Origin of the sequence: Frankia sp. KB5, assembly GCF_002099325.1 — a bacterium.
In the GTDB taxonomy this organism is placed as follows: Bacteria; Actinomycetota; Actinomycetes; order Frankiales; family Frankiaceae; genus Frankia; species Frankia casuarinae.
Map to the genome: position 1 here is coordinate 1 of NZ_MRUJ01000079.1, position 25,282 is coordinate 25,282.

Here is a 25,282-nt window from a genome sequence, read left to right on the forward strand (position 1 = left end):
GTCGCGACCACCGCCGGCACCGCGGCCAAACTGGCCAGGGTGCGGGAGCTCGGCGCCCACATCGCGGTCTCCTACCGTGACGACGACTTCGTCGCCAGGATCCGCGAGGCCACCGACGGCCATGGGGCGGACGTCATCCTCGACAACATGGGTGCGGCGTATCTCGCCCGCAACGTCGCCGTGCTGGCCGTGGGAGGCCGTCTGGTCGTCATCGGCCTGCAGGGCGGGGTGAAAGGGGAGCTCAACCTCGGCGCCCTGCTCACCAAGCGGGCGGCGGTCCACGCCGCGTCGCTGCGCGGGCGACCGGTCGAGGAGAAGGCCGACATCGTGACCGGTGTCCGCGGCGACTTCTGGCCGGCGATCGAGGCGGGGGCGATCCGGCCGGTCATCGATCGGGTGCTGTCGATCACCGAGGTCGCGCGGGCGCACCAGCATGTGGCTGATTTCGGACATGTCGGAAAGGTGGTACTCACGATCCCGGAATGACCCTCGATGGGTGACACCCGGCGTGACCGTGGAGGCGAAGCCAGTGCCGTGGGAGGCGGATCACGGGGCAGGATAGGGGGCATGACGGATCAACCGGAACCCCGCGTCGTGGTCGTCGGGCCTGACGGCGCGCTGCACGAGACCGCGGACTCGGGGGTACCCGACCGGCCGGTGCGGCCGCTGGCCCCGGACGGTGGCCAGGCGCCGCAGGCCGCGGAGGAGCTGGACGGCGGCAACCCCATCGCCGCGCTGGTCTCCCAGCCCGACAAGGTGATGCGCATCGGTACCATGATCAAACAGCTGCTCGAGGAGGTCCGGGCCGCCCCGCTGGACGACGCGAGCCGAGTCCGGCTGCGCGAGATCCACCGCAGTTCCATCCAGGAGCTCTCCGACGGGCTTGCCCCGGACCTGCGCTCGGAACTCGATCGGCTGTCGCTGCCGTTCGACGAGGAGCGCACGCCGTCGGACGCCGAGCTGCGAATCGCCCAGGCACAACTGGTCGGCTGGCTCGAGGGTCKGTTCCACGGCCTGCAGACCGCGCTGTTCGCCCAACAGATGGCCGCCAAGGCTCAACTCGAGGAGATGCGCCGACGGGCCCTRCCGAGCGGGCAGCAGCCCGGCAGCGAGACGTTCGGCCGCGGGGCCTACCTCTGACTGACCCGTTTTTCATTGACCCGTCCCCGAATCGACCCGTCCCCGAATCGACCCGCGATGGTGAACCGGGAGCCATGGCTGCTCGCGGTTCACCATCGATGGTTCGATGCCCCCGGCCCGGCCGGCGGTCAGTTCGCCGGGCTGACCGAGGACATGTTGAAGTCGGGGATCCGTACCGCGGGCATGCGGGTGAGCGTGAACCAGTCCGCCCATTCCCGCGCCATGGTGCGGGTGGTGGCGCCGATCTCGGCCAGGCGGCCGAGCAGGTCGACCGGTGACTCGTTGAAGCGGAAGTTGTTGACGGCCCCGGTGACCTCACCGTTCTCCACCAGGGTAGACCCCGTCCCGGGTGAGGCCGGTGAGCAGGAGCACCTCGGGATCGACTTCGCGGATATACCACAGGCTGGTGAGCAGGAGCCCGCGTTTCGTCGAGGCGATCATCTCCTGCAACGACGCGGAGCCTCCGCCGTCCAGGATCAGATTGTCGATCATCGGGGTGGTCGGGACCCCGGTGGCACGGGCGGACGCGCGGGTCTCCACGAGGGCGGCGAGGGTGCCATCCGAGATCCAGTCGGTGGGCCTCAGCGCCAGTCCGTTGTCGAAGACGCTGGACATCGACGAGGAGGACTGCGCGGTCACGAAGGGGGTCGTCGCGAGTTCCGGGTCGTGCGGATCGCTGGCCAGCCGCAGTCCCGCCGGTCCGATCGCCTCRCCGAGACGCGTGCCGCCGCCGGCCCGGCTGAAGACCGTCCGGCCCTCGGCCGCGTCCCGACCGGCAGCCGTCCAGTACATGTAGATCATCAAATCCGCCACCGCGGAGGGCGRCAGCAGCGTCTCGTACCGGCCGGCCGGCAGTTCCAGCGACCGTTCGCACCAGGCCAGCCGGTCGCGCAGCGCCGCGTCGGTACCCGCGACGTCGACGTCGGTGAAGTCACGGGTCGACTGGCCGTGCCAGACCGAGCCGCCGGGAACGCCGCTCTTGGCGTTCCACTCCACGCTGCCGGTCGGCTGGCTGTACCGCAGCCGCAGCCCCGTCGACGTCCCGAGCCACGTGGTGGTCAGATTGTGCTCGGCGAAGCCGAACAACCGCCGCCCGCCCGCCCGCGCCGCGGCGAACGCCTCCGCGAGGTCCCGGGCGAAGGAGGCGAACACCGTGGTGCTGGTCCGGGCGGCCGGATCGGTGAAGGCCTCGGCCGCGTCACCCGCCGACCCCGCACCCGCCGACCCCGCACCCGCGCCGACGTCCGTCGTGTCCAGCCCGAGCAGGTCCGTGTAGTCCTCGGCATCCTCGGCGTCCCGGGCCGCGTCCTCGGCGGCGCGGACGAGTTCCGCGAGGCCGTCGGCATCGGTGGGATGCGGCAGGTTGGTGGGACGCGCGGTGGGGTGGCCGCCGGAACCGGGGGAGTCGATGGTGGAGGCCGTCCGCACCCCGAACGAGCGGCCGATGACGCTGATGACGGTGATCGACCGATCCCGGCTGGCGCCGTTGGTCGTCAACGTGTTGTTGGCCCAGCGCAGGTTCACCGCGCTGGACTCGGTGGCGATCACTACGCAGCCGTYCGCCTTCGACAGGCCCAGGGCGCGTTCGACGATCTCATGGGCGGTCTCGCGCACCGTGCTTCCTCCGTCGGCTGAGGCTGGTTGCGGTCCGGCCGGCCGGCTCATCGACCGGCCTCTCGGCGAGCATTGAGAATGTTGGTGGCGCGGAACAGAGCCGACGGGCAGCCGTGGCTGACGGCCGCGACCTGGCCGGGTTGGCCCTTGCCGCAGTTGAACGCACCGCCCAGCACGTAGGTCTCGGGGCCTCCCACGGCCTCCAGGGATCCCCAGAAGTCGGTCGTCGTCGCCTGGTAGGCGACGTCGCGGAGCTGGCCGACGATGCGACCAGCGCGGATCTCGTAAAACCGCTGGCCGGTGAACTGGAAGTTGTACCGCTGCATGTCGATCGACCAGCTCTTGTCCCCGACGACGTAGATGCCGCGGTCGACCCGGCTGATCAGCTCCTCGGTCGACGGGCCGCCGGGCGCCGGGAGCAGGGAGACGTTCGCCATCCGCTGGATCGGCACATGGGCGGGGGAGTCGGCGAACGCGCAGCCATTGGAGCGGTCGACCCCGAGCACGGCGGCATTGCGGGCCGCCATCGCCCGGTCGAGCTGATAGCCGACGAACTGGCCGTCGCGGACGATGTCGAACCGGCGGGTCTGCACGCCCTCGTCGTCGTAGCCGATGGTCGCGAGCCCGTGCAGGGCGGTGCGGTCCCCGGTGACGGTCATCGCCGGGGAGCCGTACCGCAGCGTGCCCAGCTGGTCGAGGGTGACGAAGGAGGTACCGGCGTAGGCGGCCTCGTAGCCGAGCGCCCGGTCGAGCTCGGTGGCGTGCCCGATCGACTCGTGGATCGTCAGCCACAGGTTCGACGGGTCGATGACCAGGTCGTACGGCCCTGGTTCGACTGAGGAGGCCCTGGACTTCTCGGCGAGCAGACCCGGGATCAGATCGATCTCGCTCTCCCAGTCCCAGCAGCCGGCCGCGGGGCCCGCCACCAGCCACTCCCAGCCTCGACCGACGGGCGGGGCGATCGTGCGCATCGACTCGAAGCCGCCCGCGGGATCGACCCGGGTCGCCTCGATCTGGCAGATCACCCGCACCCGTTGCTGTGTCGTCGTGGTCCCGGTCAGGTCGGCGTAGTACTTGTTCTCCATCACCGCGCTGAACCGGCCGTCGACATGGTCGACATCGTGCGCCGCGAACAGCGTCCGACACAGGCCGCCGACCCGTTCGACCCGGTCCCGGGCGTCGACCGCGAACGGATCGGTCGCGTAGGCCGAGACCCAGACCGCGTCGGTGTGGGTCGGTTCCGCGGCGAGTTCGACTGGTTCGGAGTTGAGCGGGGCGGCGACTCGGGCCATCTCGACGGCTTCGCGGGCCAGCCGCGCCGCCTCGTCCGTCGTCAGGTCGACGCCGGCGGCGAAACCCCAGGTGCCGCCGTGCACCACCCGGACAGCCAAGCCCAGCGTCGCGCCTTCATGGCGACTTTCCAGCGAGGCGTCGCGGAACGACAGCGAGGAGTCCTTGAGCCGTTCGACGCGGATGTCGGCGTGCGTCGCGCCGAGATCACGTGCGGTCTGCAGAGCCGCGTCGGCGAGTGCGGTGCGCGGCAGCGCGAGGAACTCGCCGTCGATCTCGTGAGCCGGCAGCCCGGATGAGGCCGAGTCCTGGACGAGGGGTGCCATGTCCCTATCCTGGCCCGTCTGTGCGACGGGTGTCGGGGCGGCATGCCCGGGTGTCGGGGCGGCATGCGGACGCTGTGCATGCGGACGCGCTGGGAGCGCGAGACCGGGAGGCGATGCGTGTCCGGATCCGGCCGGGCAGGTATCAACGCGGCGGTCCACCGGGAATCCCCGTCGTCGACCGGGAACCGTCCGGAGGGTATTCGTGGAGAGTATCCGGCCCGGTATGCGGCCCGATCGTGATCGGGACGGACCGGAATGCCCAGGAAGATCATCGTGGTTATGGGAAAAGCCGCTCCAGGACGATCGCGACCCCGTCCTCATCATTCGACACGGTGATCTCGTCGGCGGCGGCCAGTACTTCGGGATGGGCATTCGCGACGGCGACCGCGTATCCGGCCCAGGCGAACATCGGTAGATCGTTCGGCATATCTCCGAACGCGATGACGTCGGCGGCGACCACCCCCCGCCCGGCGGCGAGTTCAGCCAGTGCCACCGCCTTCGACACCCCCGGCCCCGCGATCTCGAGAAGGTCCGCGCTGGAGGTTGTGACGACGGCGTCCACCCCGGCGAGTTCGACGATGGCGTCGTACACTTCCGTGAACGGAGCGCCCCCCCGCCGGACAAGCAGYTTCGTCGCCGGCAGGACGCCCAGCAGCTCCGAGAACTCCGCGACGATCTCCTTGGGATCCGGCCACATCGCCTCGAAGGCGGGTTCCCGGCCGAAGCGCACGCCGCTCTCGACCGCGAACACCGCGTCGGGAACCGCGGCGCGGATCGCCGCCGCCAGCCGCAGGGCCGTGGCCGATTCCAGACAGCGCTGGCTGACCGGCTCGCCGGAGTCGAGATCGAAGACCAGCGCGCCGTTCGCGCAGATCGCGAGCCCGGAGACCTCGGTCTGGGCGACGACGCCGGCCATCACCCGACTGGGTCGTCCCGTCACGAACACCACGGTCGCCCCGGCGCGTTCCACCCGGCGCAACGCCCCGCGGGTGCGTTCGGACACCGTGCCGTCGCTGCGGATCAGCGTCCCGTCCAGGTCGGTGGCGACGATCGCGGGCGGAAGCACAGTCATCAAGTCAACCAGCAACATGGCGRCCGGTGCAGGGACTCCGGTGCAGGGACTCCGTCGCATCGGCTTGCCGGCTGGCCGCGGAGCGCGTGTCTGTGGTCGTCGTGTGCCGCTCCGCACCGCGGGCCCGCGGCGCGGAGGTTGTCCGCCCGGTGACGGGTAGCATGCCGAGCATGCTCCCTGCCGATCGGTCCGCCGTGCCATCCGTCGGCGCATCCGATTCGTCGAATGTATCCAACCTGAAAACATTCGACGAACTCTTCGTCGAGCTTGCCGAGAAATGGCGGCGTCGGACACCCGGCTCGGGAACTGTCGCCGCGCTCGATCAGGGCGTCCACCATCTGGGCAAGAAACTGGTCGAGGAGGCCGCTGAAGCGTGGATGGCGGCCGAGCACGAAGGCCGGGGAAGGGCCGCCGAGGAGATCTCCCAGTTGCTCTACTGGAGTCAGCTGCTGATGATTTCTCTAGGCCTTTCGCTGGACGACGTATACTCCCATCTGTGATCGATGTCCTGCCCTTTCTCGTAGACGCTGAGTAGTGACGATGCTTCGTATCGCGGTTCCGAACAAGGGGGCGTTGTCGGCCGCCTCCGGTCAGTTGCTCTCCGATGCCGGCTACCTCGCGCGGCGCGAGGGGAGCGAGCTGGTGATCGCCGACGTCGAGAACGACATCGAGTTCTTCTTCCTGCGCCCTCGGGATATCGCTGTCTACGTCGGGTCGGGTCGTCTCGATCTTGGCATCACCGGGCGTGATCTCCTCCTCGACAGCAGTGCCGCCGCCGAGGAGCTCGTTCCGCTTGGATACGGGTTCGCCACGTTTCGTTACGCCTCTCCGGAGGGGACGCTCGCGGACATCACGGAGCTCGCCGGCAAGCGGATCGCGACGTCGTTCCCCGCGCTGGTCCGAGCCGACCTTGCCGGCCGGGGGGTCACCCCGGGTGACATCGTGACTCTGGATGGTGCGGTCGAGACGGCGGTGCGGCTCGGTGTCGCGGACGCGGTCGCCGACGTGGTCGAGACCGGCCGTACGCTCAAGGCCGCGGGTCTGGAGCTGCTCGGCGAGCCGGTCCTGCGCTCGGAGGCCATCGTGATCGCCAAGAGAGGCGCGGACCTGTCCCCTTCGCATGAGCGTCTGCTGCGCCGGATCCAGGGGGTTCTGGTCGCCCGGCGGTACGTGATGATGGACTACGACGTTCCGACGGCCGTGCTCGACAAGGCATGCGAGATCACGCCGGGCTACGAGTCCCCGACGATCTCTCCGTTGCAGCGCGAGGACTGGGTCGCGGTGCGGGCGATGGTGCTGCGCGCCGAGGTCAACCGCATGATGGACGACCTCTGGGAGCTGGGTGCCCGGGGCATCCTCGTCTCCGGGATTCAGGCCTGCCGCCTGTAATCCCTGCCACCCGGAGCTACCTGTGCAGGATGAGCGACATGCCCTCGTTGCGGGTAGCGGTGCTGAGGAACTGGCCACGCACCGCGGATGTCACCGTGGTGGCCCCGGGCTTGCGCACACCGCGCATCGACATGCACAGGTGCTCCGCCTCGWTGACGACCATCACTCCGCGCGGGTCGAGCACCTCGACGAGGGCGTCCGCGATCTGCGAGGTCAGCCGTTCCTGGACCTGCGGACGACGGGRGTAGAGGTCGACCAGCCGGGCAAGCTTCGACAGGCCCGTGATCTGGCCCTTGCTGTTGGGGATGTAGGCGACGTGCGCCTTGCCGGAGAACACGACCAGATGATGTTCGCACAGCGATGAGAAATCGATGTCGCGGACCAGCACCATCTCGTCGTGACCCTCATCGAAGACGGTGGTCAGGACCTCGGAGGGATCCCGGCCAAGACCCTCGACGGCTTCCCGGTACGCCCGCGCGACCCGGTCCGGGGTCTTGCGAAGACCCTCGCGGTCCGGGTCCTCGCCGATCCCGATCAGTAGCTCACGAACCGCGCGTGCGACTCGGTCGTGGTCGAAGGGACGGACCTGCCGCGGCCTGCCATTGCCCGGCGCCAGGGTTGACGCAGCCGGTCCGTCGCCGTCGGGGTCCGGGATGCCGAAACCGTCCATTCCTGGGGCCTCCGCCGCGGGAGATGATTCACTTCGTCGTTCGCCCGCGGCAGTGGACGCCTCGTCGGAATAAGACGTCAACGGCGTCTCCTCTCGTCGTCGCTCGGCCAGCTTGGCGGGGCCCACGGGTTGGCGATCCTCGGCCCGTCATGGGCCGGACCCTCGCCTCCGGGGGGCGCCGGCGTGCCCTGGCCCTGGGGATAACCGTGCCCCCCGGGGCTGCCATTCCCACCCGGACCACCGACATCCGTGCCGTGCGGTACGCCCCCGCCCGGACCGGACGGGTCGACCCCGGGGCCCGAGCCCGCTGGTGCCCCCGGCACGCCGGCGGGCTGACCGTGACCGCCGGCCCTGTTGCCCCCGGTTCCGTTGCCGCCCGGTCCGCGTCCGGCGGCACCATTACCGTGGCCCGGGTCGTTCACCAGGTCGGCGACATCCGCCGTCAGCAGGCCGAGCTCGGCCGGGGTCTGCACCGGTGGCCGGTCGGAGGGGACGCGACGCCCCACCCCGGTGTAGATGCCACGCACGGGGCGTTTCTGGACCGTCGCGAAGACCTCGGCGACCTCGTCCTTGCTCAGCGTCTCGGTGTCCATCAGCCGCAACACGAGGTTGTCCAGTACGTCCCGGTAGGTCACCAGGATCTCCCAGGCCTCGTCGTGTGCGGCCTCGATCAGCCGGCGCACCTCGATGTCGATCTCACTGGCGACCTCTTCGGAGTAGTCGCGTTGGTGGCCGACCTCCTTGCCGAGGAAGACCTCGCTGTTCTCGGTGCCGAACTTGATCGCGCCGAGCTTGTCGCTCATCCCGTACTGGGTGATCATTGCTCGCGAGATCTGGGTGGCCTTCTCGATGTCGTCGCTCGCCCCCGTGGTCGGGTCGTGGAACACCAGCTCCTCGGCGGTGYGCCCGCCGAGCAGGACGGCGAGGCGGTCGAGCATCTCCGAGCGGGTCGAGAGGTACTTGTCCTCCAGGGGAAGCTGCATCGTGTACCCGAGCGCGCGCCCCCGGGGCAGGATGGTCACCTTGTGCACCGGGTCGGAGTTGGGCAGCGCGTGCGCCACGAGGGCGTGGCCGCCCTCGTGGTAAGCGATGCGCTTCTTCTCCTTGTCGCTCATCGCGCGGGTCTTGCGCTCCGGTCCCGCCATCACGCGGTCGATGGACTCCTCGAGCAGCGCCGACGAGATGAATTTCAGGTTGGAGCGGGCGGCCAGCAGGGCTGCCTCGTTCAGTACGTTGGCCAGATCGGCACCGGTGAACCCGGGGGTCCGCCGGGCGATGACCATCATGTCGGCGTCCGGGCCGATCGGCTTGCCCTTGGCGTGCACCCGCAGGATGGCCTCGCGGCCGAGCAGGTCCGGCCGATCCACGACGATCTGCCGGTCGAAGCGGCCGGGCCGCAGCAGGGCCGGGTCGAGGATGTCGGGCCGGTTCGTCGCGGCGATGAGGATGACCCCGCCCTTGACGTCGAACCCGTCCATCTCGACCAGGAGCTGGTTGAGCGTCTGCTCCCGCTCGTCGTGGCCACCGCCGAGTCCCGCTCCGCGGTGGCGGCCCACGGCGTCGATCTCGTCAACGAAGATGATGGCGGGCGCGTTGGCCTTGGCCTGTTCGAACAGGTCGCGAACCCGGCTGGCGCCGACACCGACGAACATCTCGACGAAGTCGGAACCCGAGATGGAGTAGAAGGGCACCCCGGCCTCACCCGCGACGGCCCGGGCCAGCAGCGTCTTGCCGGTTCCCGGCGGGCCGTAGAGCAGGACCCCCTTGGGAATCTTGGCTCCGATCGCCTGGAACTTGCCCGGGTTTTCGAGGAACTCCTTGATCTCCTCGAGCTCCTCGATGGCCTCGTCCGCACCGGCCACGTCGGCGAACGTCGTCTTCGGCGTGTCCTTGCTCACCAGCTTCGCCTTGGACTTGCCGAAGTTCRTGACCCGGTTACCGCCGCCCTGCATCTGGTTCATGAAAAAGAACAGCAGAAGGACGACCAGCAGTACGGGCAGCAGGTTCAGCAGGAGCGAGACCAGGATGTTTCCACGGTCGACCGAGACGTCGTAGGCGACCCGCTTGTTGCGGAGCTCGTTCGCCAGGACGACACCCTGTTCGGTGACATAGGACGACTCGAACTTCTGGCCGTCCTTCGTCTGGATCTGGATGAGCTGCTTCGAATCCTGGATCTTGGCCTTCGCCACCTGGCCTTCGTCGATCTGCTGCTGGACGAAGTTCAGGTCTCGCTTGCCGTACTCACTGGGACCCGAGAGGACGCCCGTCGTGAGAATGATCACGAACAGGACCAGGAGCAGCAGTGGCACCCAGCCGCGGAAGATTCTTCTTGGAGTCATCTGTCTGGAGCACCGGACACGAGCGCTCCACCCTCCTGACGTGTGTGCTGCCCTCGATCGGGATTCCCTTGTGCCGAGGGTACCGCCGGTGCGCGCATCTCACCGCGCGTACATCCGACCAACGGATCGGCGGCCCGCGCTGTTCCGATCGTGGCGGTCTGATGGTGTTCGGTGTTTCGCTCGTGGCGGATGCGGTGACCGAGGGCGTATCCGAGCGGGCGGAAGGCCAGCGGRCTCAGGCCGGGGCGCCCCTCTCGATCGCCGCGGGCGTGAGGGTCCCGACAAACGGCAGGGTTCGATAGTRCTCCGAGTAGTCAAGGCCGTACCCGACGACRAACGCGCCGGGAAGATCGAAGCCGACATATCGGACATCCACATCCACGGTGACAGCCTCGGGCTTACGGAAGAGCGCCAGGACCTCAAGCGAGGCGGGGCCGCGTGAGCGCAGGTTCTTCAGCAGCCAGGACAGGGTCAGCCCGGAGTCGATGATGTCCTCGACCACCAGGACGTCCCGGCCCTCGATCGACCGGTCCAGATCCTTGAGGATGCGCACCACCCCAGACGAGGAGGTTGACGACCCGTACGAGGAGACCGCCATGAACTCCATGGTCAGCGGGACCGTCAGCGCGCGGGACAGGTCCGCCATGACCATGACGGCGCCCTTGAGCACGCCCACGAGCAGGATCTCCCGGCCGGCGTAGTCGGCGTCCACCCTGGCCGCGAGCTCAACGATCTTCGCGGCGATCTCGTCCGAGCTGACCAGGACCTCGGCGATGTCGGGATGCGGGCTGTGCCGGGGGCCGTCATGGGCGCCTCCGGTGTCGGGGGTCGTCGTCGCGGTCTGACTCACCTGGTCGTCCTCCTTGATGTGTGGCGCGGTGACGGCATCCGACCGTCGGGCGGCATCCGACCGTCGGGCGGCGGGGCCGGCTGGCGGCGGTGGAGGAACCACCGGCCCGGTCAGCGTGACCCTGTTCTCCCATCGCCGGGCAAGCACGCCGGTGGGAAGCGGTACCGGCTTCTGCCCGCGCCACCGCGTCACCAGCTCCTCCACCGCCCAGATGTGCTCCGCGCGCAGCGCGGAGGCCGACGCTCCGACGTCGATGGCCGCCCGGCGCAGCAGCCGACCGCGGACCGCCGCGGTGAGCCCGGCCAGCGCGGCGACGTCGAAGGCGACCTCGCCGGTGCACGGCCGGCCACGAGCCCTGACGACCTTGCCGTAGACCTCGGCGGCCATGGCGTCCAAGGCGTCCGCGTCGGCCCGCAGCAGATCGGCACTGCGCGCCAGCGACTCGGCGATGCCCGGGCCGAGCTCCGTCTCCATCACTGGCAGGACCGTGTGACGCACCCGGGACCGGGTGAACGCTGGGTCCCGGTTCGTCGGGTCATCCCACACCTCGAGCCCCTCGGCGAGGCAAGCGGCCCTGGTGTCCGCGCGGCGGATCCCGAGCAGTGGCCGGCTAAGCAGGCCGTCGTCAGCCGACATCCCCCCGAGGGAGCGGGCGCCCGCGCCCCGCGCGAGCCTCAGCAGCACCGTCTCGGCCTGGTCGTCCAGCGTGTGGCCGAGAAGCACCGCCCGGGCGCCGAGCCGGTCGGCGGCCGCCGCGATCGCGGCCCGCCGTGCCTGTCGGGCGATCCCCTCGGAGCGAGCGGTGTGCTCGGTCAGGACCTCCACCGGATCCAGGCCGAGGGCCCGACCCTGGCGGGCGACGCGCTCCGCCCGTTCGGTCGAGCCGGTGTCCCAGCCATGATCGACCGTGACCATGCCGGCCCGCAGGGCGCGGCGGGGGGCGACGAACGCGAGGGCCGCGGCGAGCGCCAGGGAGTCCGGGCCGCCGGAGCAGGCGACCAGCACTAGTCCGCCGGGTGGCAGGTCGGTGACCGCGCGGCGAACCGCCAGCCTGACTGCCGCGACCGCGGGAGTGGGAGATCTCGACGAGAGAACCGTGCGCGGAGCCGGATCGCCCGGTCGGACGTCGCCGGCATGGCCGGTGTGGTCCTCACCGGCGATCGGTGGGGTCACAGCGTCGGCCGGAAGGCGGATGTGGAACAGCCCGGGGAGTCGGCGGCCCCGACGACCCCCGCGGCCCCGACGACCATGGTGCTCACGCCGAGATCGGCGGGCGGCTGCCCAGGACCCGTTGCATCCAGGCGGTGGGATCGACCAGCTCGGCGCGGGTCGGCAGCGCCGCCRGTGACTCCCAGACGGTGTTGAAACCCGTCACCCCGGCCTGCGCGACCACCGCACGCACGAACGCCCCGCCCTGGCGGTACTGCTGCAGCTTGAGATCGAGACCGAGGAGCCGGCGGACGAACCGGTCGATCGGCGATCCCCCGCCKCGGCGACCCTCGAACTTCGTCCGGATGTCGGCGACGGTGGGTACGATCTTCGGCCCCACCGCGTCCATCACCTGGTCGGCGTGGCCCTCCAACAACGTCATGATGGCCTGGAGGCGGTCGAGAACCGCTCGCTGGGCCGGGGTCTGCAGCGCCTCCACGACGCTCGGGCTGTCGGCCTCCCGGTCGAACACCGCCCCGCGCAGCGCGCTCATCGCCGAGYGGACGCGGTCCGCGAGGACGTCCGGATCGAGGTCCGTGGCCTCAATGAACGCGGTGATCTCGGACTCCAGGTGGGTCCGCAGCCACGGCACGGCGGTGAACTGACTGCGATGGGTCTGCTCGTGCAGGCATACCCACATCCGGAAGTCTCGCGGCACGACCCCCATGGCCGCCTCGGCGTGCGCGATGTTCGGCGCGACCAGGCTGAGGCGCCCGACCGACCCCGGCACGTCGGGCGGACCCGGATCGTCCCTCCCGGCCTGGTACTCCTCCGGCGGGAGGAAGACCTCGTACTGGCCCAGCACCTTGCCGGCCAGATAGGCCAAGGCTGTGCCGATCTGGACCCCGGTGACCCGCCGACCGACCGCCGCGGCGAGGTTGCCGCGCTGCTGTTCGGACAGTTTGCCCAGCAACGGGGAGGTCAGCACCCGCAGACCGGCGACGTTGGAGCGGACCCACTCCAGCCGGTCCACCACGGTGATGGGGGTGGCCGGCCCGGCGGGAGTGAGCCGGGTGTAGTCCTCGACGTGCCGCTCGGCCTCGACGGCCAGTCGCCGCAGCTCCGAGACGACCTCGCCGGCCTGCTCCCGCGAGATCTGCGGGCCGGGGCGAACCAGTTTCCTCGCCGTCGTCACGGCGAGTTCCCAGTCGACCAGCTCGGCGTCCACGAATCCGAGCGTACCGGGCTCGCCCGTCGTCTGGGTCCGATCATGAACCGTGCCGAGAACGGGATGGGACGCGCCGGGGCGCCGACGGTCCTGCTCAGGTCGGTGGGCGCGATGCTGCCGGTGGGATCGCCACGGTCGTCGACCGGGCCGGGGTGCATCCGCAGCCGGTGAGCGCCGCGGCGGCCCGGTCGAGGGCGGCCTTGGTGCTGCCCGCCTCCTCGGCGGGCGAGAGGAACGCGAAGAGGAGCAGCCTGCCGTCCGCGTCGACGAGCTGGCCCGCGAGGCTGCTGACGTTGTGCAGAGTGCCGGTCTTCGCCCGGACGTCACCCGCTCCGATGGCGGTGTCGCCAGTGGTGTAGCGGTCACCTAGCGTACCGGAGAACCCGGCTACCGGCAGCCCCGTGAGAATGGTGCGCAGCGCCGGCCGACCGGGGAGGACGGCGGCGCGCAGGATGGCCACAAGGGTCATGGGCATGATCAGGTTTGCGATGGACAGGCCGCTCACGTCGGCCAGTGCCATCCCTGCGACGGGGAGGCCCGCCTCGGCGAGGACGTCCCTCACCGCGCGGGTGGCGCCGGTGAACGAGGCGGGCAGGCCCCGCCGATGGGCGACGAGCCGTCCCAGGCTCTCGGCGAGATCGTTGTCTGACTGGGTGAGCATGCGTTCGACCAAGACCCGCACCGGCGGGCTGTAGACCGCCGCGACCCGTTGTGCGGCCGGGTCCGCCGGGCCGGTGGCCACCGATCCGACGGATACTCCGGCGGTCATGAGCGCCGCGGCGAAGGCCGTGGTCGCGGCGGCGGCCGGGGTGGGGCTGCGCGGTCCGACGGCTTCCGGTGCCGACCGTCCGGCGTCGACCTCCAGCGCCGAGACCGGGGCGACGYCCCCGTCGGTCACGTAGTTGTCGCGCCATCCCGGTGCCCGGTCCGGACCGACGAACAGCCCTCCATCGCCGATCACCCGAGCCGCCGAGGTGATACCCGCGGCCCGGACCTGAGCGGCGAGATCGCTCAGCCGGGCCAGAGCCGGATAGCCGCCGGGCGCGGTGGAGGCGGTCAGGGTCGGATCTCCGCCGCCGACGAGCCACAGTGTTCCGCCTGATGTGCGGGCGTTCCCGCCCGCGGGCGGGCTGTAGACCACGGTGGTCCGCAGCCGGTCGTCGGGGAAGGTGGTCAACGCGGCCGTGGCGACCGCGGTTTTCAACGTGGAGGCCGGTGCCACGGGGATGCGGGACCGGACGTCGAGGAGCACCCGACCCGACTGTGCGTCTATGACGAAGGCCGCGGGCCGCGCCAGAACGGGATCACCCAGCGGGCCGGCGAGGCGGGCCGCCACCGCCGCGGGCTGCGGGATCGGCGCGGCCGAATCGAGACCGCCGAGCACCGCAGCGCCCGCGCGGTCGGACCCGCTGCCGGCGAGTTCCGCGGCTGATCCGGTGGTGGGACCGACGGACAGGGACCCGGCGAGCAGCGCGCCGGCCAGGGCGGTGAGCCCCCCTACCCGGGCGACCGGTGCGGCTGACGTCACTCACCGACACTACGCAACCAGCGGGCGGTCGGCGACGGCGCGGCGGGTGAACCCGGATCCGTCGCCGCCGGCCTGCCCGGCGGTGTCCCGCCGCGACGGGACACCGAGGGTGCGACGGGACACCGGAGGTGTCGTGTCGGCGGGCGGCACTGGTACGAAGAAGGCCCCACCGGGCGTGTCGCCGGTGCCCAGCATGGTTTCGGTGCCCGGGAGATCCGGCGGTGGAAACGTGGTGGTGCCGGTGCGGTTCGGGTGGGAGTGGTTCGGGTGGGAGGCGGCGTCCGCGACACTAGGTGCGCCGTCGTGGGTGTGACGCCTCGTTGTGGTCACTGGGGTGGGTGGCCCGCGCCCCGGGCGGAGCACGTCCACCGCCTGGCAGAGCACGACGTACGGCACGAGCACGACGTACTGCGCCACGAGCACGACGTACGGCACGAGCACGACGTACTGCGCCACGAGCACGGTACGGCTCGAACGAGCACCATGTGACAAACGGCGATCGCTCCGGTGCGGACCGGGCGAAGACGAAGGAGACAGGGAGCGGAGTGGACCTTGAGTTCGATGTGACCATCGAGATCCCCAAGGGGCAGCGCAACAAGTACGAGATGGATCACCACACCGGCCGTATCCGGCTTGACCGGATGCTGTTCACCTCCACCCACTACCCGTCGGACTACGGGTTCATCGAGGGAACCCTCGGGCGCGACGGTGATCCGCTGGACGCCCTCGTCCTGCTGGAGGAGCCGACGTTCCCGGGCTGCCTGGTGCGGTGCCGGACGATCGGCATGTTCGAGATGACCGACGAGAAGGGGCCGGACGACAAGGTTCTCTGCGTGCCGGTGGCCGACGTCCGGCAGGAGCACCTGCGGGATCTGCGGCACCTGCCGGAGTTCGACCGGTTGGAGATCCAGCACTTCTTCGAGGTCTACAAGGACCTCGAGCCCGGTAAGTCGGTGGAGGGCGCATCCTGGGTGGACCGCAAGGAGRCTGAGCGGGAGATCCTGGCGTCCATCAAGCGGCTGCGCGAGGCGGAGGCCGCGGAGGCGGACGGGCACGACCAGGAGGCCGAACCCAGGTCGGCCTGATCCCTCCGTCCGGCTTGTGGTATCCGTGACGACCTGTCCCACGTCCCAAGCGGGGTGGGACAGGTTCAGGAACCCACGGGATGGGCCCGGGGCGGGAGCCGGCCCGCCGCCGGGCCGGACGTGCCGGCTATGACGGTTACCYGGCGCGTAATGATCGTGCGAGCGGAATCGGGGAGTGAGCCGGAGGCGGGGATTGAACCCGCGACCTATCGCTTACGAGGCGATTGCTCTGCCACTGAGCTACTCCGGCGAACGGCCAGGACCGCACTGGCCCGGGTCGAGTATGCCAGATGCGTGGGCGGGCTCGACCCGGCGGTGGTTCGGTGGCTGTTCGCGGGCCGAGATGCCCGCCGTCGCCCCGGATCCCAGCCGTCCACGGTGATGCCACCAGTGGCGGGCACGGTCTGGAATGCCTCCGTCTCAGGCTGTCATGGCGAGGGATGTGCTATGTCGTCAAAATGGCCCTGAGTCGGCAAATTATCTTCTTTATGTCACATTTAGTTAGTTTTGGGTGCTGCAACACCGTAAATCGCCACCCCCGGTCGCAGTGGTTCCGATGAGGATGCGTAGGGTTTCGCACCATGACCGGGGCCGGAGACGCTGCACCAGCAGCGACGACGCGAGGAGCCTCGCTCCTCGTCGCTGAGGACGATGAGGCATCTCGCATAGCACTTGCGCGCAGCCTGGAGAGATTCGGTTATCGGGTGCTGGAGGCCGCGGACGGCGAGGCCGCTCTTCGGCTCTTCCAGACCACCGAGATCGATCTGGTGGTGCTGGATGTCGCGATGCCCAGGATGGACGGCTTCGCCGTCCTGAGCCGCCTCCGCCAGACCAGCGAGGTTCCGGTGATCATGCTCACCGGGCGGGCCGAGGAGGTCGACCGGGTGGTCGGCCTCGAGTTGGGCGCGGACGACTACGTCGTGAAGCCCTACTCGCTGCGAGAACTGGTGGCCAGGGTGCGCGCCCGGCTTCGCCGACGGCCGGCGGAACCGCCGCCGCAGCGCACCGGGGACGGCAGCGACCCGCTCGTCTACGGAGACGTCTCCATCGACCTGCGGGCCCGCGAGGTCGCCGTCGCCGGGGAGCGCATCGATCTGACCGCGCGCGAGTACGAGCTGCTGGCCTTCCTCGCCCGGCATCCTCGGCGGGTCTTCAGCCGGGAGGAACTCCTCGAGCAGGTGTGGGGCACGCGGTTCCAGGACCCCGCCACCGTCACCGAGCACGTCCGGCGGGTACGAACCAAGGTCGAGGGTCGTCCACCGCAGCGCCGGCTGGTCACGACCCTGCGCGGGATGGGCTACCGCTTCGACCCGTGACGTCCTTCCCGCAGGGCCGTCGTTTCCCCTCCTGTCGTCGTTTCCCCTCCTGTCGTCGTTTCCCCTCCTGCCGTCGTTTCCCCGCCGGCTGTAGAGGTGCTGCCCGGGGGGGAGCATCCCGCCAAGCCACCGGGGTGGGCGGTGTCGTGGACCCGCCGGGAGGCGCAGACATCCGCGCGGTCGCACGAGGTCCGGCCCCCGCCGTCGAGAACCACGACCACCTGCTGACGCGGAACATCGTGCCGCACGACCCGGCCCGCACCGTGTGGGGTCRTCGCCCGGTCTCCGACCGCGGGCACGGCTTCGGCGAACTCCTCGTAGAGGGGATGTTCGTAACGCAGGCAGCACATCAGCCGGCCGCATGCCCCGCTGATGCGCATCGGATTGAGGGCGAGGTTCTGCTCCTTGGCCATCCGCAGGCTCACCGGCTCAAAGTCGTTGAGAAAAGTGGCGCAGCACAGGTCGCGGCCGCAGGAACCGATCCCGCCCTGGACCCGGGCGCTGTCGCGGGCGGACAGTTGCCGCAGCTGGACCCGCGCCACCAGCGTCCGGTTGAGATCCCGCACCAGTTCACGGAAGTCGACGCGGCCTTCCGCGCTGAAGTAGACCGTGTAGCCGCCGGTGGCCATCACGTGGTCAACACCGACGATCTTCATCGGCAGGTCATGCTCACGGGCCAGGCGGCGGGCCGCGACACGCGCCCGGGCGCGTCGGCGCCGGGAGACCTGCTCGCGCTGGATGTCGGACGCGTCGGCCATCCCGACGAGCACCGGCAGGTCGCCGATGTCGTCGCTGACCCACTGGGGCGCCCACATGCAGGTGGCGACCTCGGGGCCCTCCTCGGTGGGGACGAGCACCCGGTCGCCGACCCGGGGGCTGCAGGAACCAGGATCGGCATAGTAGAGCTTGCCCCGTGGGGAGAACGCCACCGCGCACATCATCGGCATCCGACCGGTCACCTCCCTGCGCCCGCCGGGTCCCGCCCGGGCGGACCTGGTCGAAGGGCATGTCCGCGTCGCGATCAGGATATGCCCGGCCTTCCGCCCAGACAGGCCATTACGCCGGTTCGTCCCCACCGAGGAGGGCCCCGAGGTCGCCACCTGCATGTGGGCGCCCCAGTGGGTCAGCGACGACATCGGCGACCTGCCGGTGCTCGTCGGGATGGCCGACGCGTCCGACATCCAGCGCGAGCAGTGGGACGAGGCCGGGATTTCTGGCCAGTGACGCCCGGGTCGCGAGGACAGCCTCCAGCCGGCGCAGTGTCTGTTCCGGAGTGCAGGCCGCGGCGTATCCGGCGGCCTCGACGCAGTGATCAGGATGAATCGCGTCGACACCGGCGCCGAGCTGTTGGACCAGGACATCCCGGTACAGCCCCGCGAGGTCCACCAGGGCCCGATCCAGCGCATCGAGGACGGTGCGGCGACCTCGGCTCTTCTGGGTCCGCTCCAGCTCCTTGAGCGCCCCCGCGGCACCCCGCACCACCATCGTCCGGCCCTTGGCCCCCGCCTTCGGGGCCCGCGCGGACCTGGACTTCCCGCCGACCGCCGTGGCACCGACGCCGAGCGCGGTTTTCAGCGCCTCGGTCTCCACCTCGTCGCGTTCCGCATTCGCGGCCTCCGCGTCGGCGTTCGCCGCGCTCACCAGATCGGCCGCCGCGGCCAGGCAGTCACCGACCCGGCCGAGCCGGGCCGGGATACGCAACACCGCCGCCCGGTTGGCCCGGACCCGCTCATCCGAGGCGAGCCGGCGCGCCAGGGCCAGATGACCCTGGGAAGCCCGCGCCGCCGTCTCGGCGACCTGCTCGTTGACTCCCTCGCGAACCAGCGCGTCGCGGACGTCCGTGGCCGAGGGCAGCCGTAGCGCGACCGTCCGGCAGCGGGAACGGATGGTGGGCAGCACGTCCTCCACGGAGGGGGCGCAGAGCAGGAACACCGCCCGATCCGCCGGCTCCTCGAGGGCCTTCAGCAGGGCGTTCGCCGCGGCCTCGGTGAGCCGGTCCGCATCGGTGATCAGCAGGATGCGCCAGCGGCCGGCCGTCGGGGCGCTGGCGGCGTCGCGTACCAGCGCGCGCACGTCCTTCACACCGAGCGAGAGCCCCTCCGGTTGCACGGTTCGCAGATCGGTGGCCGTGTCGGTGAGYACGGTGTGGCAGCCGGTGCACTCGCCGCAGCCCGGCGGCTCGTTCTCGCAGGTGAGGCTTGYGGCGAAGGCGCGCGCCGCGTCCTGGTGACCTGCCCCGGCGGGTCCGGTGAACAGCCACGAGTGCGTCATCCCGGCACGGGCGGCAGCCGGCGCGCCGCCTCCACTCGCGAGCCCGGCACTCGCGGCGGACGCCGCGGCGCTCAGCGCCGCGACCACCGCGTCCTGCCCGACAAGCGTCTCCCAGACCGTCACCGGGCCATCATCCCCGAGCCACGCCGGTCCGGAGCGCGTCGGTCAGAGCACACCGAGCAGGACGGCTGGCCGATCGATGCGGCTGGCCATGAACGAGCGGATCTCGGCGTGGATCTCCTCCGGTGACCGCGTCGCGTCTAGCGGAAGGTAACGATCGGGCTCCTTCTGCGCCAGCCGACGGAACGTGTCGCGTACCCGGCCCTGGAAGGTCAACTTCCCGGCGTCGTCCGCCTCGGCCGGGCCGTCCGGCGGCCCCGGCGGCCCCGGCGGCCCCGGCGGCGGATCAGGATACGCGGTCATCCGCGCGCGGCGCAGGACGATCTCGGCCGGCAGATCCAACAGGACCGTGACGTCGGGAAGCAGCGCGTGCGTCGCCCACTGGGYGAGGACGGACAGCTCGTCGGTGCTGAGGGCCTGGCTCACGCTCTGGAAGGCGATGAACGAGTCGACGTAACGATCGGTGATGACGATCGCTCCCCGGGCCAGCGCGGGTTCGATCACCTGCGCGACGTGTTCGGCGCGGTCCGCCGCGGTCAGCAGCGCCTCGGTCCGGGGGTGCAGCCGTACCGTCGGGTCGAGGAGCAGTTCTCGCAGGCCCGTTCCCAGCGCGGTGCCGCCGGATTCGGAGGTCACCACCACCTCCCGGCCGGAGGAGGCGAGCCACGTTCGTAGCAGCTCCACCTGTGTGCTCTTGCCGGCGCCATCGATGCCCTCGATCGCGATGAACAGGCCGGTGCGGCGGGGACGTGTGGCCGCCGGCCGCCGGCCGCGCAGCGCGTTCCACAGCTCGGGCCAGACCGCGGCTCCGGTCGGGTCGTCCATCTGCCGATAGGAGAACAGGCCGACCGCGACGGCGAGCAGACCGCCGGCGAGCAGGACCGCGGTGACGCCGTCCGCGCGGACGTTGATGTCGCCCCACAGATGGATCCTGTGCGAGCCGATGAGGCCAACCAGGCCGGGCGCGGCGGCGAGCACGAGCAGCAGGTCGATGCGGACCAGCGACTGCACCAGGGCGAAGGTGCGCCCCCGCAGCTCGTCGGAGACCTCGGCCTGGAGCAGGGTGTATCCGGTCACCCAGGCCACGCCGGCGAACGCCCCCACCGCGACCACGAGGATGCAGGCGATGACCAGGTTCGGGATGATCGCGACGATCACCAGGGTGATACCCGCCCCGGTCACGCAGACGCCGAACAGGCGGGTCCGACTGTAGTCGCCGAGCAGCTTGGGACCGGCGGCCATGCCGGCGGCGAGGCCGACGAACACCGCGCCGAAGAGCACCCCGTACGCGGAGTCRCCGCCGCCCAGGATCTCGACGTAGAGCCGGCCGAGGGCGATGACGCAGCCGGCGCCGGCGAACCCGCCCAGGATGCCCACGACGAGTCCGCGGACCAGTTTGTCCTGGCCGACGTAGCGCCATCCCTCGGTGATGGAGGCCAAGAACCCGGGCTCGGGGCCGGTCTCCGGCCGCGCGGCCCGTCCGATGCCCTTCAGTCCCCAGATCACGATTGCCGAGCCGAGGAACGTCGCCGCGTTGAAGTACAACGCGAGGTCGACCGAGGAGTCATGGAAGAACGACACGCTGGAGCCGAGCGTCCGTGAGATCGTCGCAAGCATCGTGAAGATCGTCGCGGCGATCGGGGCCGTGCCGTAGGTCATGATCAGACTGAGGGTGTTGGCGGCCGCGAGCCGCTCCTTGGGCACCAGGTGCGGGACGCTCGCGTCCTTCGCCGGCGCCCACACCAGGGTGACCGCCTCCACCAGGAACGATGCGATGAGCAGCCACTTGAGCGTCCCGATGATCGGGATCGACATGAACARCCCGAACCGCATGACGTCCGTCACGACCATGGTCAGCCGGCGGTCCAGCCTGTCGGCGAGGGCACCGGCGAGTGGGCCCAGGATCAGGGCCGGCATCAACCGGACGATCAGCAGCGAGCCGATGGCGTACGCCTGCCCGGAGAAGCTCTCCTGGAGCTGGGTCACCAGTGCGGTGGTTGCCAGCAGACCCATCCAGTCACCCAGGCTGGACAGGCTGAGCTGAATCCACATCCGGCGGAACGCGGGGATCCGCAGGACGGCCCGGATGTCGCTGTCGCCTCCGGCGGCGATGGTGGACGGCATTGGCGGCGAGGGAACCGTCGTCACCGGATGCCTGCTCGGCRAGCGGCGGACCCGCGGTCGCCGGACGGGCCAGGGTGGGCGCCGCCCGGCGTCCCGAGATCCGGCTGCATGGTCGGTGGCCACAGGGTCTCCTCCGGACGTCTCGACCGGGGTGGTGGACCTGCCGGTCACATTGGACGACTCTGCGTTACCAGATGTGGTCTCCGTGTCGCCGATGGTGAACGCCGTAACCTCGGAAACCACCCGGGGCGCGTCCGCTTCTCCAGGTTCTCCAGGGCTCCTACCGATCGGCAGCGCCATCAGTCCGTCCGGCGGGTGCCACTGGACGACGAGCTACCGGAGTCATCGGAGCCATCGGAGCCGCCGCCGTCGTCCGTCACCGTCCGGGCGGTCTTGGACCTGGCGGTGCCGGTCTTCGCGGTGCCGGTCTTCGCGGTGCCGGTCTTCGCGGTGCCGGACTTCGCGGTGCCGGACTTCGCCGTACCCGGCTTGGCCTTGGTGGTTTTCGGGCCGGTCTTGGCGGTGCCGGCTTTCGCGGTGCCCCGGGCAGGACGCTTCGTGGTGGCCGGTCCGCGGGCCCGACGGTCTGCCAGCAGCTCCGCGGCACGCTCATCGGTGATCGTTTCGACCGTGTCGCCCTTGCGCAGACTGGCGTTGGTCTCACCGTCGGTGACGTAGGGGCCGAACCGGCCCTCCCGCACCACCATCGGTTTGCCGCTGGCCGGGTCGGTCCCGAGCTCGCGCAGCGGCGGGCTCTGCGCGGCCTGGCGCCGACCGCGGGCCTTGGGCTGGGAGAGCAGCRCCAAGGCCTCGTCCAGGGTCACGGTGAACAACTGATCCTCAGATTCCAACGACCGACTTTCGGCACCCTTCTTCACGTATGGGCCATAGCGGCCATTCTGGGCGGTGACCTCCTCCCCGTCATCCCCCGCACCCAGAATGCGCGGAAGGGTGAGCAACCGCACGGCGTCGTCGAGGGTCAGCGTCTCCAACGACATGCCACGCAGCAGACTGGACGTGCGCGGCGGGTCAGTGTCGGTGGTGACGTAGGGGCCGAAGCGACCCGCCTTCGCCGTGATGGTCGCCCCCGACGCCGGGTCGATTCCCAGCATCCGGTCGCCACTGGGCGCGGCCAGCAGCCCCAGCGCTTTGTCGACGGTGAGTTCGTCCGGTGCGAGATCGTCCGGCACGCTGGCACGGCGCTCCCCGTGCTGGACGTAGGGGCCGTAGCGGCCCACCCGGACGACCAGCAGGGTGCCGTCGTCGGTCTCGCCGAGGGGGATCGAGTTCACCTCGCGGGCGTCGATCTCTCCGAGCCGCTCATTGACCAGGTGCTTCAGTCCGTCGGCGGCCGGGTCGGTGCCGTCGCCGGTTCCGAAGTAGAAGCGGGTCAGCCAGTCGGTCGAGGCGGCCGTGYCGGCGGCGATGTCGTCGAGGTCGTCCTCCATCGTCGCGGTGAACCGGTAGTCGACCAGCCGGGTGAAGTGGTCCTCCAACAGGCCGACGACGGCGAACGCGACGAAGCTCGGCACCAGGGCCGAGCCCTTCTTCCACACGTAGCCGCGGTCCTGGATGGTGCCGATGATCGAGGCGTAGGTGGACGGCCGACCGATCCCGAGCTCCTCGAGCGTCTTGACCAGGCTGGCCTCGGTGAAGCGCGCCGGCGGACTGGTGGTGTGCCCGCGGGGGGTCAGCGAGCGGGTGGTCAGTGGGTCGCCCTGCCGTACGTCCGGCAGCCGCCGCTCCCGGTCCTCCAGTTCCGCGTCTGGATCGTCGGCGCCCTCGACGTAGGCGCGCAGGAAACCGGGAAAGGTGATGACCTTCCCCGATGCCGAGAACTCGGCGTCCTCCCCAGCGGACGAGGTCGCGCCGAGCCGGATCGTGGCGCTCGTGCCGCGGGCGTCCGCCATCTGGCTGGCCACCGTCCGCTGCCAGATCAGCTCGTAGAGCCGGTAGGAGTCGACGTCGAGCTCGCCACGAACCTCACCCGGGGTCCGGAAGTGGTCCCCGGCGGGTCGGATGGCCTCGTGGGCCTCCTGCGCGTTCTTGACCTTCTTGGCGTACGTGCGGGGGCGTGCCGGCACGTACTCCGGCCCGTACAGGCTCGCCGCCTGCGCGCGGGCCGCGGTCAGGGCGGTCTTGGACAGGTTCGTCGAGTCCGTCCGCATGTAGGTGATGTAGCCGTTCTCGTACAGCCGCTGCGCCACCTGCATCGTGCGCTGGCTGGAGAAGCGCAGTTTGCGGCCGGCCTCCTGCTGCAACGTCGAGGTCATGAACGGTGGGTACGGCGAACGGCGGTAGGGCTTGGTCTCCACCGAGCGCACCGTGAATGCGGCGTCGGCGAGCCGCTCGGCCAGCGACCGGGCGGTGGCCTCGTCCAGCCGCGTCACCCCGGAGGAGACGAGCTGCCCCGTCGGGGAGAAGTCACGACCCGTCGCGATCCGGTTGCCGTTCAGGGCGATCAGGGTTGCCGGGAGCGGGGTCTTCTCGACCCCGTCGCCGCGGATGGACCCGGCGCCGGGTCCATCCGGCCCGGATCCCGGTGTGCCGTCCGCGCCCGACCACGCCTGGCGGGCGACGGTCGCCCCGAACAGGCCCTCGATGTTCCAGTACTCCGCCGAGTGGAACCGCATCCGGGCACGTTCCCGCTCCACCAGGATGCGGGTCGCCACGCTCTGGACCCGGCCCGCCGACAGCCTCGGCATGACCTTCTTCCACAGCACGGGAGAGACCTCGTAGCCGTAGAGACGGTCCAGGATGCGACGCGTTTCCTGAGCGTTGACCAGGTTCTTGTCGATATCGCGCGGATTGTCGACGGCCCGCTGGATCGCCTGGGGGGTGATCTCGTGGAACACCATCCGCTTGACCGGCACCGTCGGCTTCAGTGTCTGGAGCAGATGCCAGGCGATGGCCTCGCCCTCGCGGTCCTCGTCCGTCGCGAGGTAGAGCTCGCTGGCGTCTTTCACGAGCGCCTTGAGCTTGCTGACCTGCGGTTTCTTGTCCGGCGTCACGATGTAGAGCGGTTCGAAGTCGTTGTCGACGTCGACGCCGAGCCGAGCCCACGGCTTGCCCTTGTGCGCGGCCGGGACATCGGCGGCACTGCGCGGGAGGTCACGGATGTGCCCGATACTGGATTCGACCTGCCACCCCGGACCGAGATAGCCGGCGATCGTCTTCGCCTTCGCCGGCGATTCCACGATCACCAGGCGGTTGCCCGGGCCGGAGCCGGTGGCGCGGCTGCCGTGGGCGCCGGTGGCTCCGCCTGAGCCGTTCGCCGAATGGCCAGCCTCCGTTCGCCCGTTCGCCGTCCGGCTGGTGGCGCCGGCGGGTACGTCGGCCGATGCCTCGCTCGAGCCGGTCTCCGGCGGGAGCCCGGCCTCGGTGGGCTCGGCGACCGGTGCGGATGACCGCGCGGTCGCCCGTGTCGTCGTCTTCGTGCGCGCTGGCACTTCTCTCCTCGGTGCGACGTGCTCGTTTTAGTGCTCTGTGGGGCGAAAGCGTAGGTTGCTTCTACGGAGCGTAGGTCTCGAACATGGCGGATGTTGCGGAGGCGGAGCGCGTTACTGGATCTGGCGGGGGCGGCGCGGGTGTCCGGCGGACGGTGGTCGTGCGGGCGGCGGCCGTCGGAGTGAGAGCGGTGCCTCGCAGCACCGTACGCCGCCATTCCGTCTCGCGGATCCTCCCGTCCGGGTATGGCGACCGTAGCCCGACGCTCACCCACTRCTTCCCCGATCCGACGTGGGTGGCACGGATGGTCCGCTGGCGCATCAC

General features: G+C 70.4%; 18 protein-coding genes, 1 tRNA gene and 1 pseudogene. 6 read left to right on the top strand and 14 right to left on the bottom strand.

Features of this window, described 5'->3' with window-relative positions; genetic code table 11:
- A partial coding sequence (locus KBI5_RS09075; RefSeq protein ID WP_157902475.1) for a zinc-binding dehydrogenase occupies positions 1-486 on the top strand: 486 nt, incomplete at its 5' end.
- Positions 487-567: 81 nt separating this feature from the next.
- Positions 568-1,140, top strand: coding sequence for a bacterial proteasome activator family protein (locus KBI5_RS09080; protein WP_085014994.1), 573 nt, complete (start codon positions 568-570; stop codon positions 1,138-1,140).
- A 128-nt stretch (positions 1,141-1,268) separates the two neighbouring features.
- Here KBI5_RS09080 and KBI5_RS09085 read toward each other — a convergent pair.
- From KBI5_RS09085 to KBI5_RS09095, 3 genes and pseudogenes are all read right to left on the bottom strand, one after another.
- A pseudogene (locus KBI5_RS09085) lies at positions 1,269-2,805 on the bottom strand (metallopeptidase TldD-related protein).
- Positions 2,802-4,334: a TldD/PmbA family protein gene (locus KBI5_RS09090; protein ID WP_043590892.1), complete on the bottom strand. Its 1,533-nt coding sequence runs from the start codon at positions 4,332-4,334 to the stop codon at positions 2,802-2,804. Before KBI5_RS09090 ends, KBI5_RS09085 begins: the two are co-directional and overlap by 4 nt.
- Before the next feature lie 313 nt (positions 4,335-4,647).
- A complete protein-coding gene (locus KBI5_RS09095) occupies positions 4,648-5,442 on the bottom strand; it encodes a Cof-type HAD-IIB family hydrolase (RefSeq protein WP_011438672.1) in 795 nt (264 codons plus the stop codon).
- Between the two features lie 170 nt (positions 5,443-5,612).
- Between KBI5_RS09095 and KBI5_RS09100 the strand changes: the two genes are divergently transcribed.
- On the top strand, positions 5,613-5,942 hold the full coding sequence (locus tag KBI5_RS09100; protein ID WP_241882770.1) for a phosphoribosyl-ATP diphosphatase: 330 nt from the start codon (positions 5,613-5,615) through the stop codon (positions 5,940-5,942).
- 40 nt (positions 5,943-5,982) lie between these two features.
- A complete protein-coding gene (gene hisG / locus KBI5_RS09105; protein WP_035729385.1) occupies positions 5,983-6,831 on the top strand; it encodes an ATP phosphoribosyltransferase in 849 nt (282 codons plus the stop codon).
- 16 nt (positions 6,832-6,847) lie between these two features.
- Here the strand turns inward: hisG and folE are convergent, their stop codons facing one another.
- From folE to KBI5_RS09135, 6 genes are all read right to left on the bottom strand, one after another.
- The gene (gene folE, locus KBI5_RS09110; protein WP_116289878.1) at positions 6,848-7,501 is read right to left on the bottom strand and encodes a GTP cyclohydrolase I FolE; all 654 of its coding nucleotides are present in this window, start codon (positions 7,499-7,501) and stop codon (positions 6,848-6,850) included.
- 77 nt (positions 7,502-7,578) lie between these two features.
- Entirely contained in the window at positions 7,579-9,840 is a 2,262-nt protein-coding gene (ftsH, locus tag KBI5_RS09115) for an ATP-dependent zinc metalloprotease FtsH (protein ID WP_085014995.1), read from the bottom strand.
- Between the two features lie 235 nt (positions 9,841-10,075).
- Positions 10,076-11,740 carry a hypoxanthine phosphoribosyltransferase gene (gene hpt, locus KBI5_RS09120; RefSeq protein ID WP_241882773.1) on the bottom strand — a complete coding sequence of 555 codons (1,665 nt, stop codon included), beginning with the start codon at positions 11,738-11,740 and terminating at the stop codon, positions 10,076-10,078.
- A gap of 205 nt (positions 11,741-11,945) precedes the next feature.
- A complete protein-coding gene (locus KBI5_RS09125) occupies positions 11,946-13,067 on the bottom strand; it encodes a zinc-dependent metalloprotease (RefSeq protein WP_085014997.1) in 1,122 nt (373 codons plus the stop codon).
- Positions 13,068-13,161: 94 nt separating this feature from the next.
- Positions 13,162-14,595, bottom strand: a complete 1,434-nt coding sequence (gene dacB, locus KBI5_RS09130) for a D-alanyl-D-alanine carboxypeptidase/D-alanyl-D-alanine-endopeptidase (protein ID WP_085014998.1) — start codon at positions 14,593-14,595, stop codon at positions 13,162-13,164.
- 9 nt (positions 14,596-14,604) lie between these two features.
- The gene (locus tag KBI5_RS09135; protein WP_035908647.1) at positions 14,605-15,057 is read right to left on the bottom strand and encodes a hypothetical protein; all 453 of its coding nucleotides are present in this window, start codon (positions 15,055-15,057) and stop codon (positions 14,605-14,607) included.
- A gap of 83 nt (positions 15,058-15,140) precedes the next feature.
- On the opposite strand from KBI5_RS09135, the gene KBI5_RS09140 reads away from it, so the two are divergent.
- A complete protein-coding gene (locus tag KBI5_RS09140) occupies positions 15,141-15,680 on the top strand; it encodes an inorganic diphosphatase (RefSeq protein WP_085014999.1) in 540 nt (179 codons plus the stop codon).
- Positions 15,681-15,858: 178 nt separating this feature from the next.
- On the opposite strand, the gene KBI5_RS09145 is transcribed toward KBI5_RS09140, so the two are convergent.
- Positions 15,859-15,930, bottom strand: a tRNA-Thr gene (locus tag KBI5_RS09145).
- Between the two features lie 331 nt (positions 15,931-16,261).
- Between KBI5_RS09145 and KBI5_RS09150 the strand changes: the two genes are divergently transcribed.
- Entirely contained in the window at positions 16,262-16,996 is a 735-nt protein-coding gene (locus tag KBI5_RS09150) for a response regulator transcription factor (protein WP_011438663.1), read from the top strand.
- On the opposite strand, the gene ricT is transcribed toward KBI5_RS09150, so the two are convergent.
- The 4 genes from ricT to topA form a co-directional block, all read right to left on the bottom strand.
- A complete protein-coding gene (gene ricT / locus KBI5_RS09155; protein WP_085015000.1) occupies positions 16,978-17,943 on the bottom strand; it encodes a regulatory iron-sulfur-containing complex subunit RicT in 966 nt (321 codons plus the stop codon). The two genes, KBI5_RS09150 and ricT, sit on opposite strands and share 19 nt — an antisense overlap.
- 109 nt (positions 17,944-18,052) lie before the next feature.
- Positions 18,053-19,390 carry a DNA polymerase III subunit delta' gene (locus KBI5_RS09160; RefSeq protein ID WP_241882771.1) on the bottom strand — a complete coding sequence of 446 codons (1,338 nt, stop codon included), beginning with the start codon at positions 19,388-19,390 and terminating at the stop codon, positions 18,053-18,055.
- 42 nt (positions 19,391-19,432) lie between these two features.
- A complete protein-coding gene (tmk, locus tag KBI5_RS09165; protein ID WP_347272487.1) occupies positions 19,433-21,511 on the bottom strand; it encodes a dTMP kinase in 2,079 nt (692 codons plus the stop codon).
- Positions 21,512-21,810: 299 nt separating this feature from the next.
- On the bottom strand, positions 21,811-24,960 hold the full coding sequence (topA, locus tag KBI5_RS09170; protein ID WP_085015001.1) for a type I DNA topoisomerase: 3,150 nt from the start codon (positions 24,958-24,960) through the stop codon (positions 21,811-21,813).
- Positions 24,961-25,282 lie beyond the last annotated feature (322 nt).

Bases quoted from the DNA above. Each gene is read 5' to 3' on its own strand.
- KBI5_RS09100 (WP_241882770.1), top strand. From the start codon at position 5,613: ATGCTCCCTGCCGATCGGTCCGCCGTGCCATCCGTCGGCGCATCCGAT.
- hisG (WP_035729385.1), top strand. From the start codon at position 5,983: ATGCTTCGTATCGCGGTTCCGAACAAGGGGGCGTTGTCGGCCGCCTCC.
- KBI5_RS09150 (WP_011438663.1), top strand. From the start codon at position 16,262: ATGACCGGGGCCGGAGACGCTGCACCAGCAGCGACGACGCGAGGAGCC.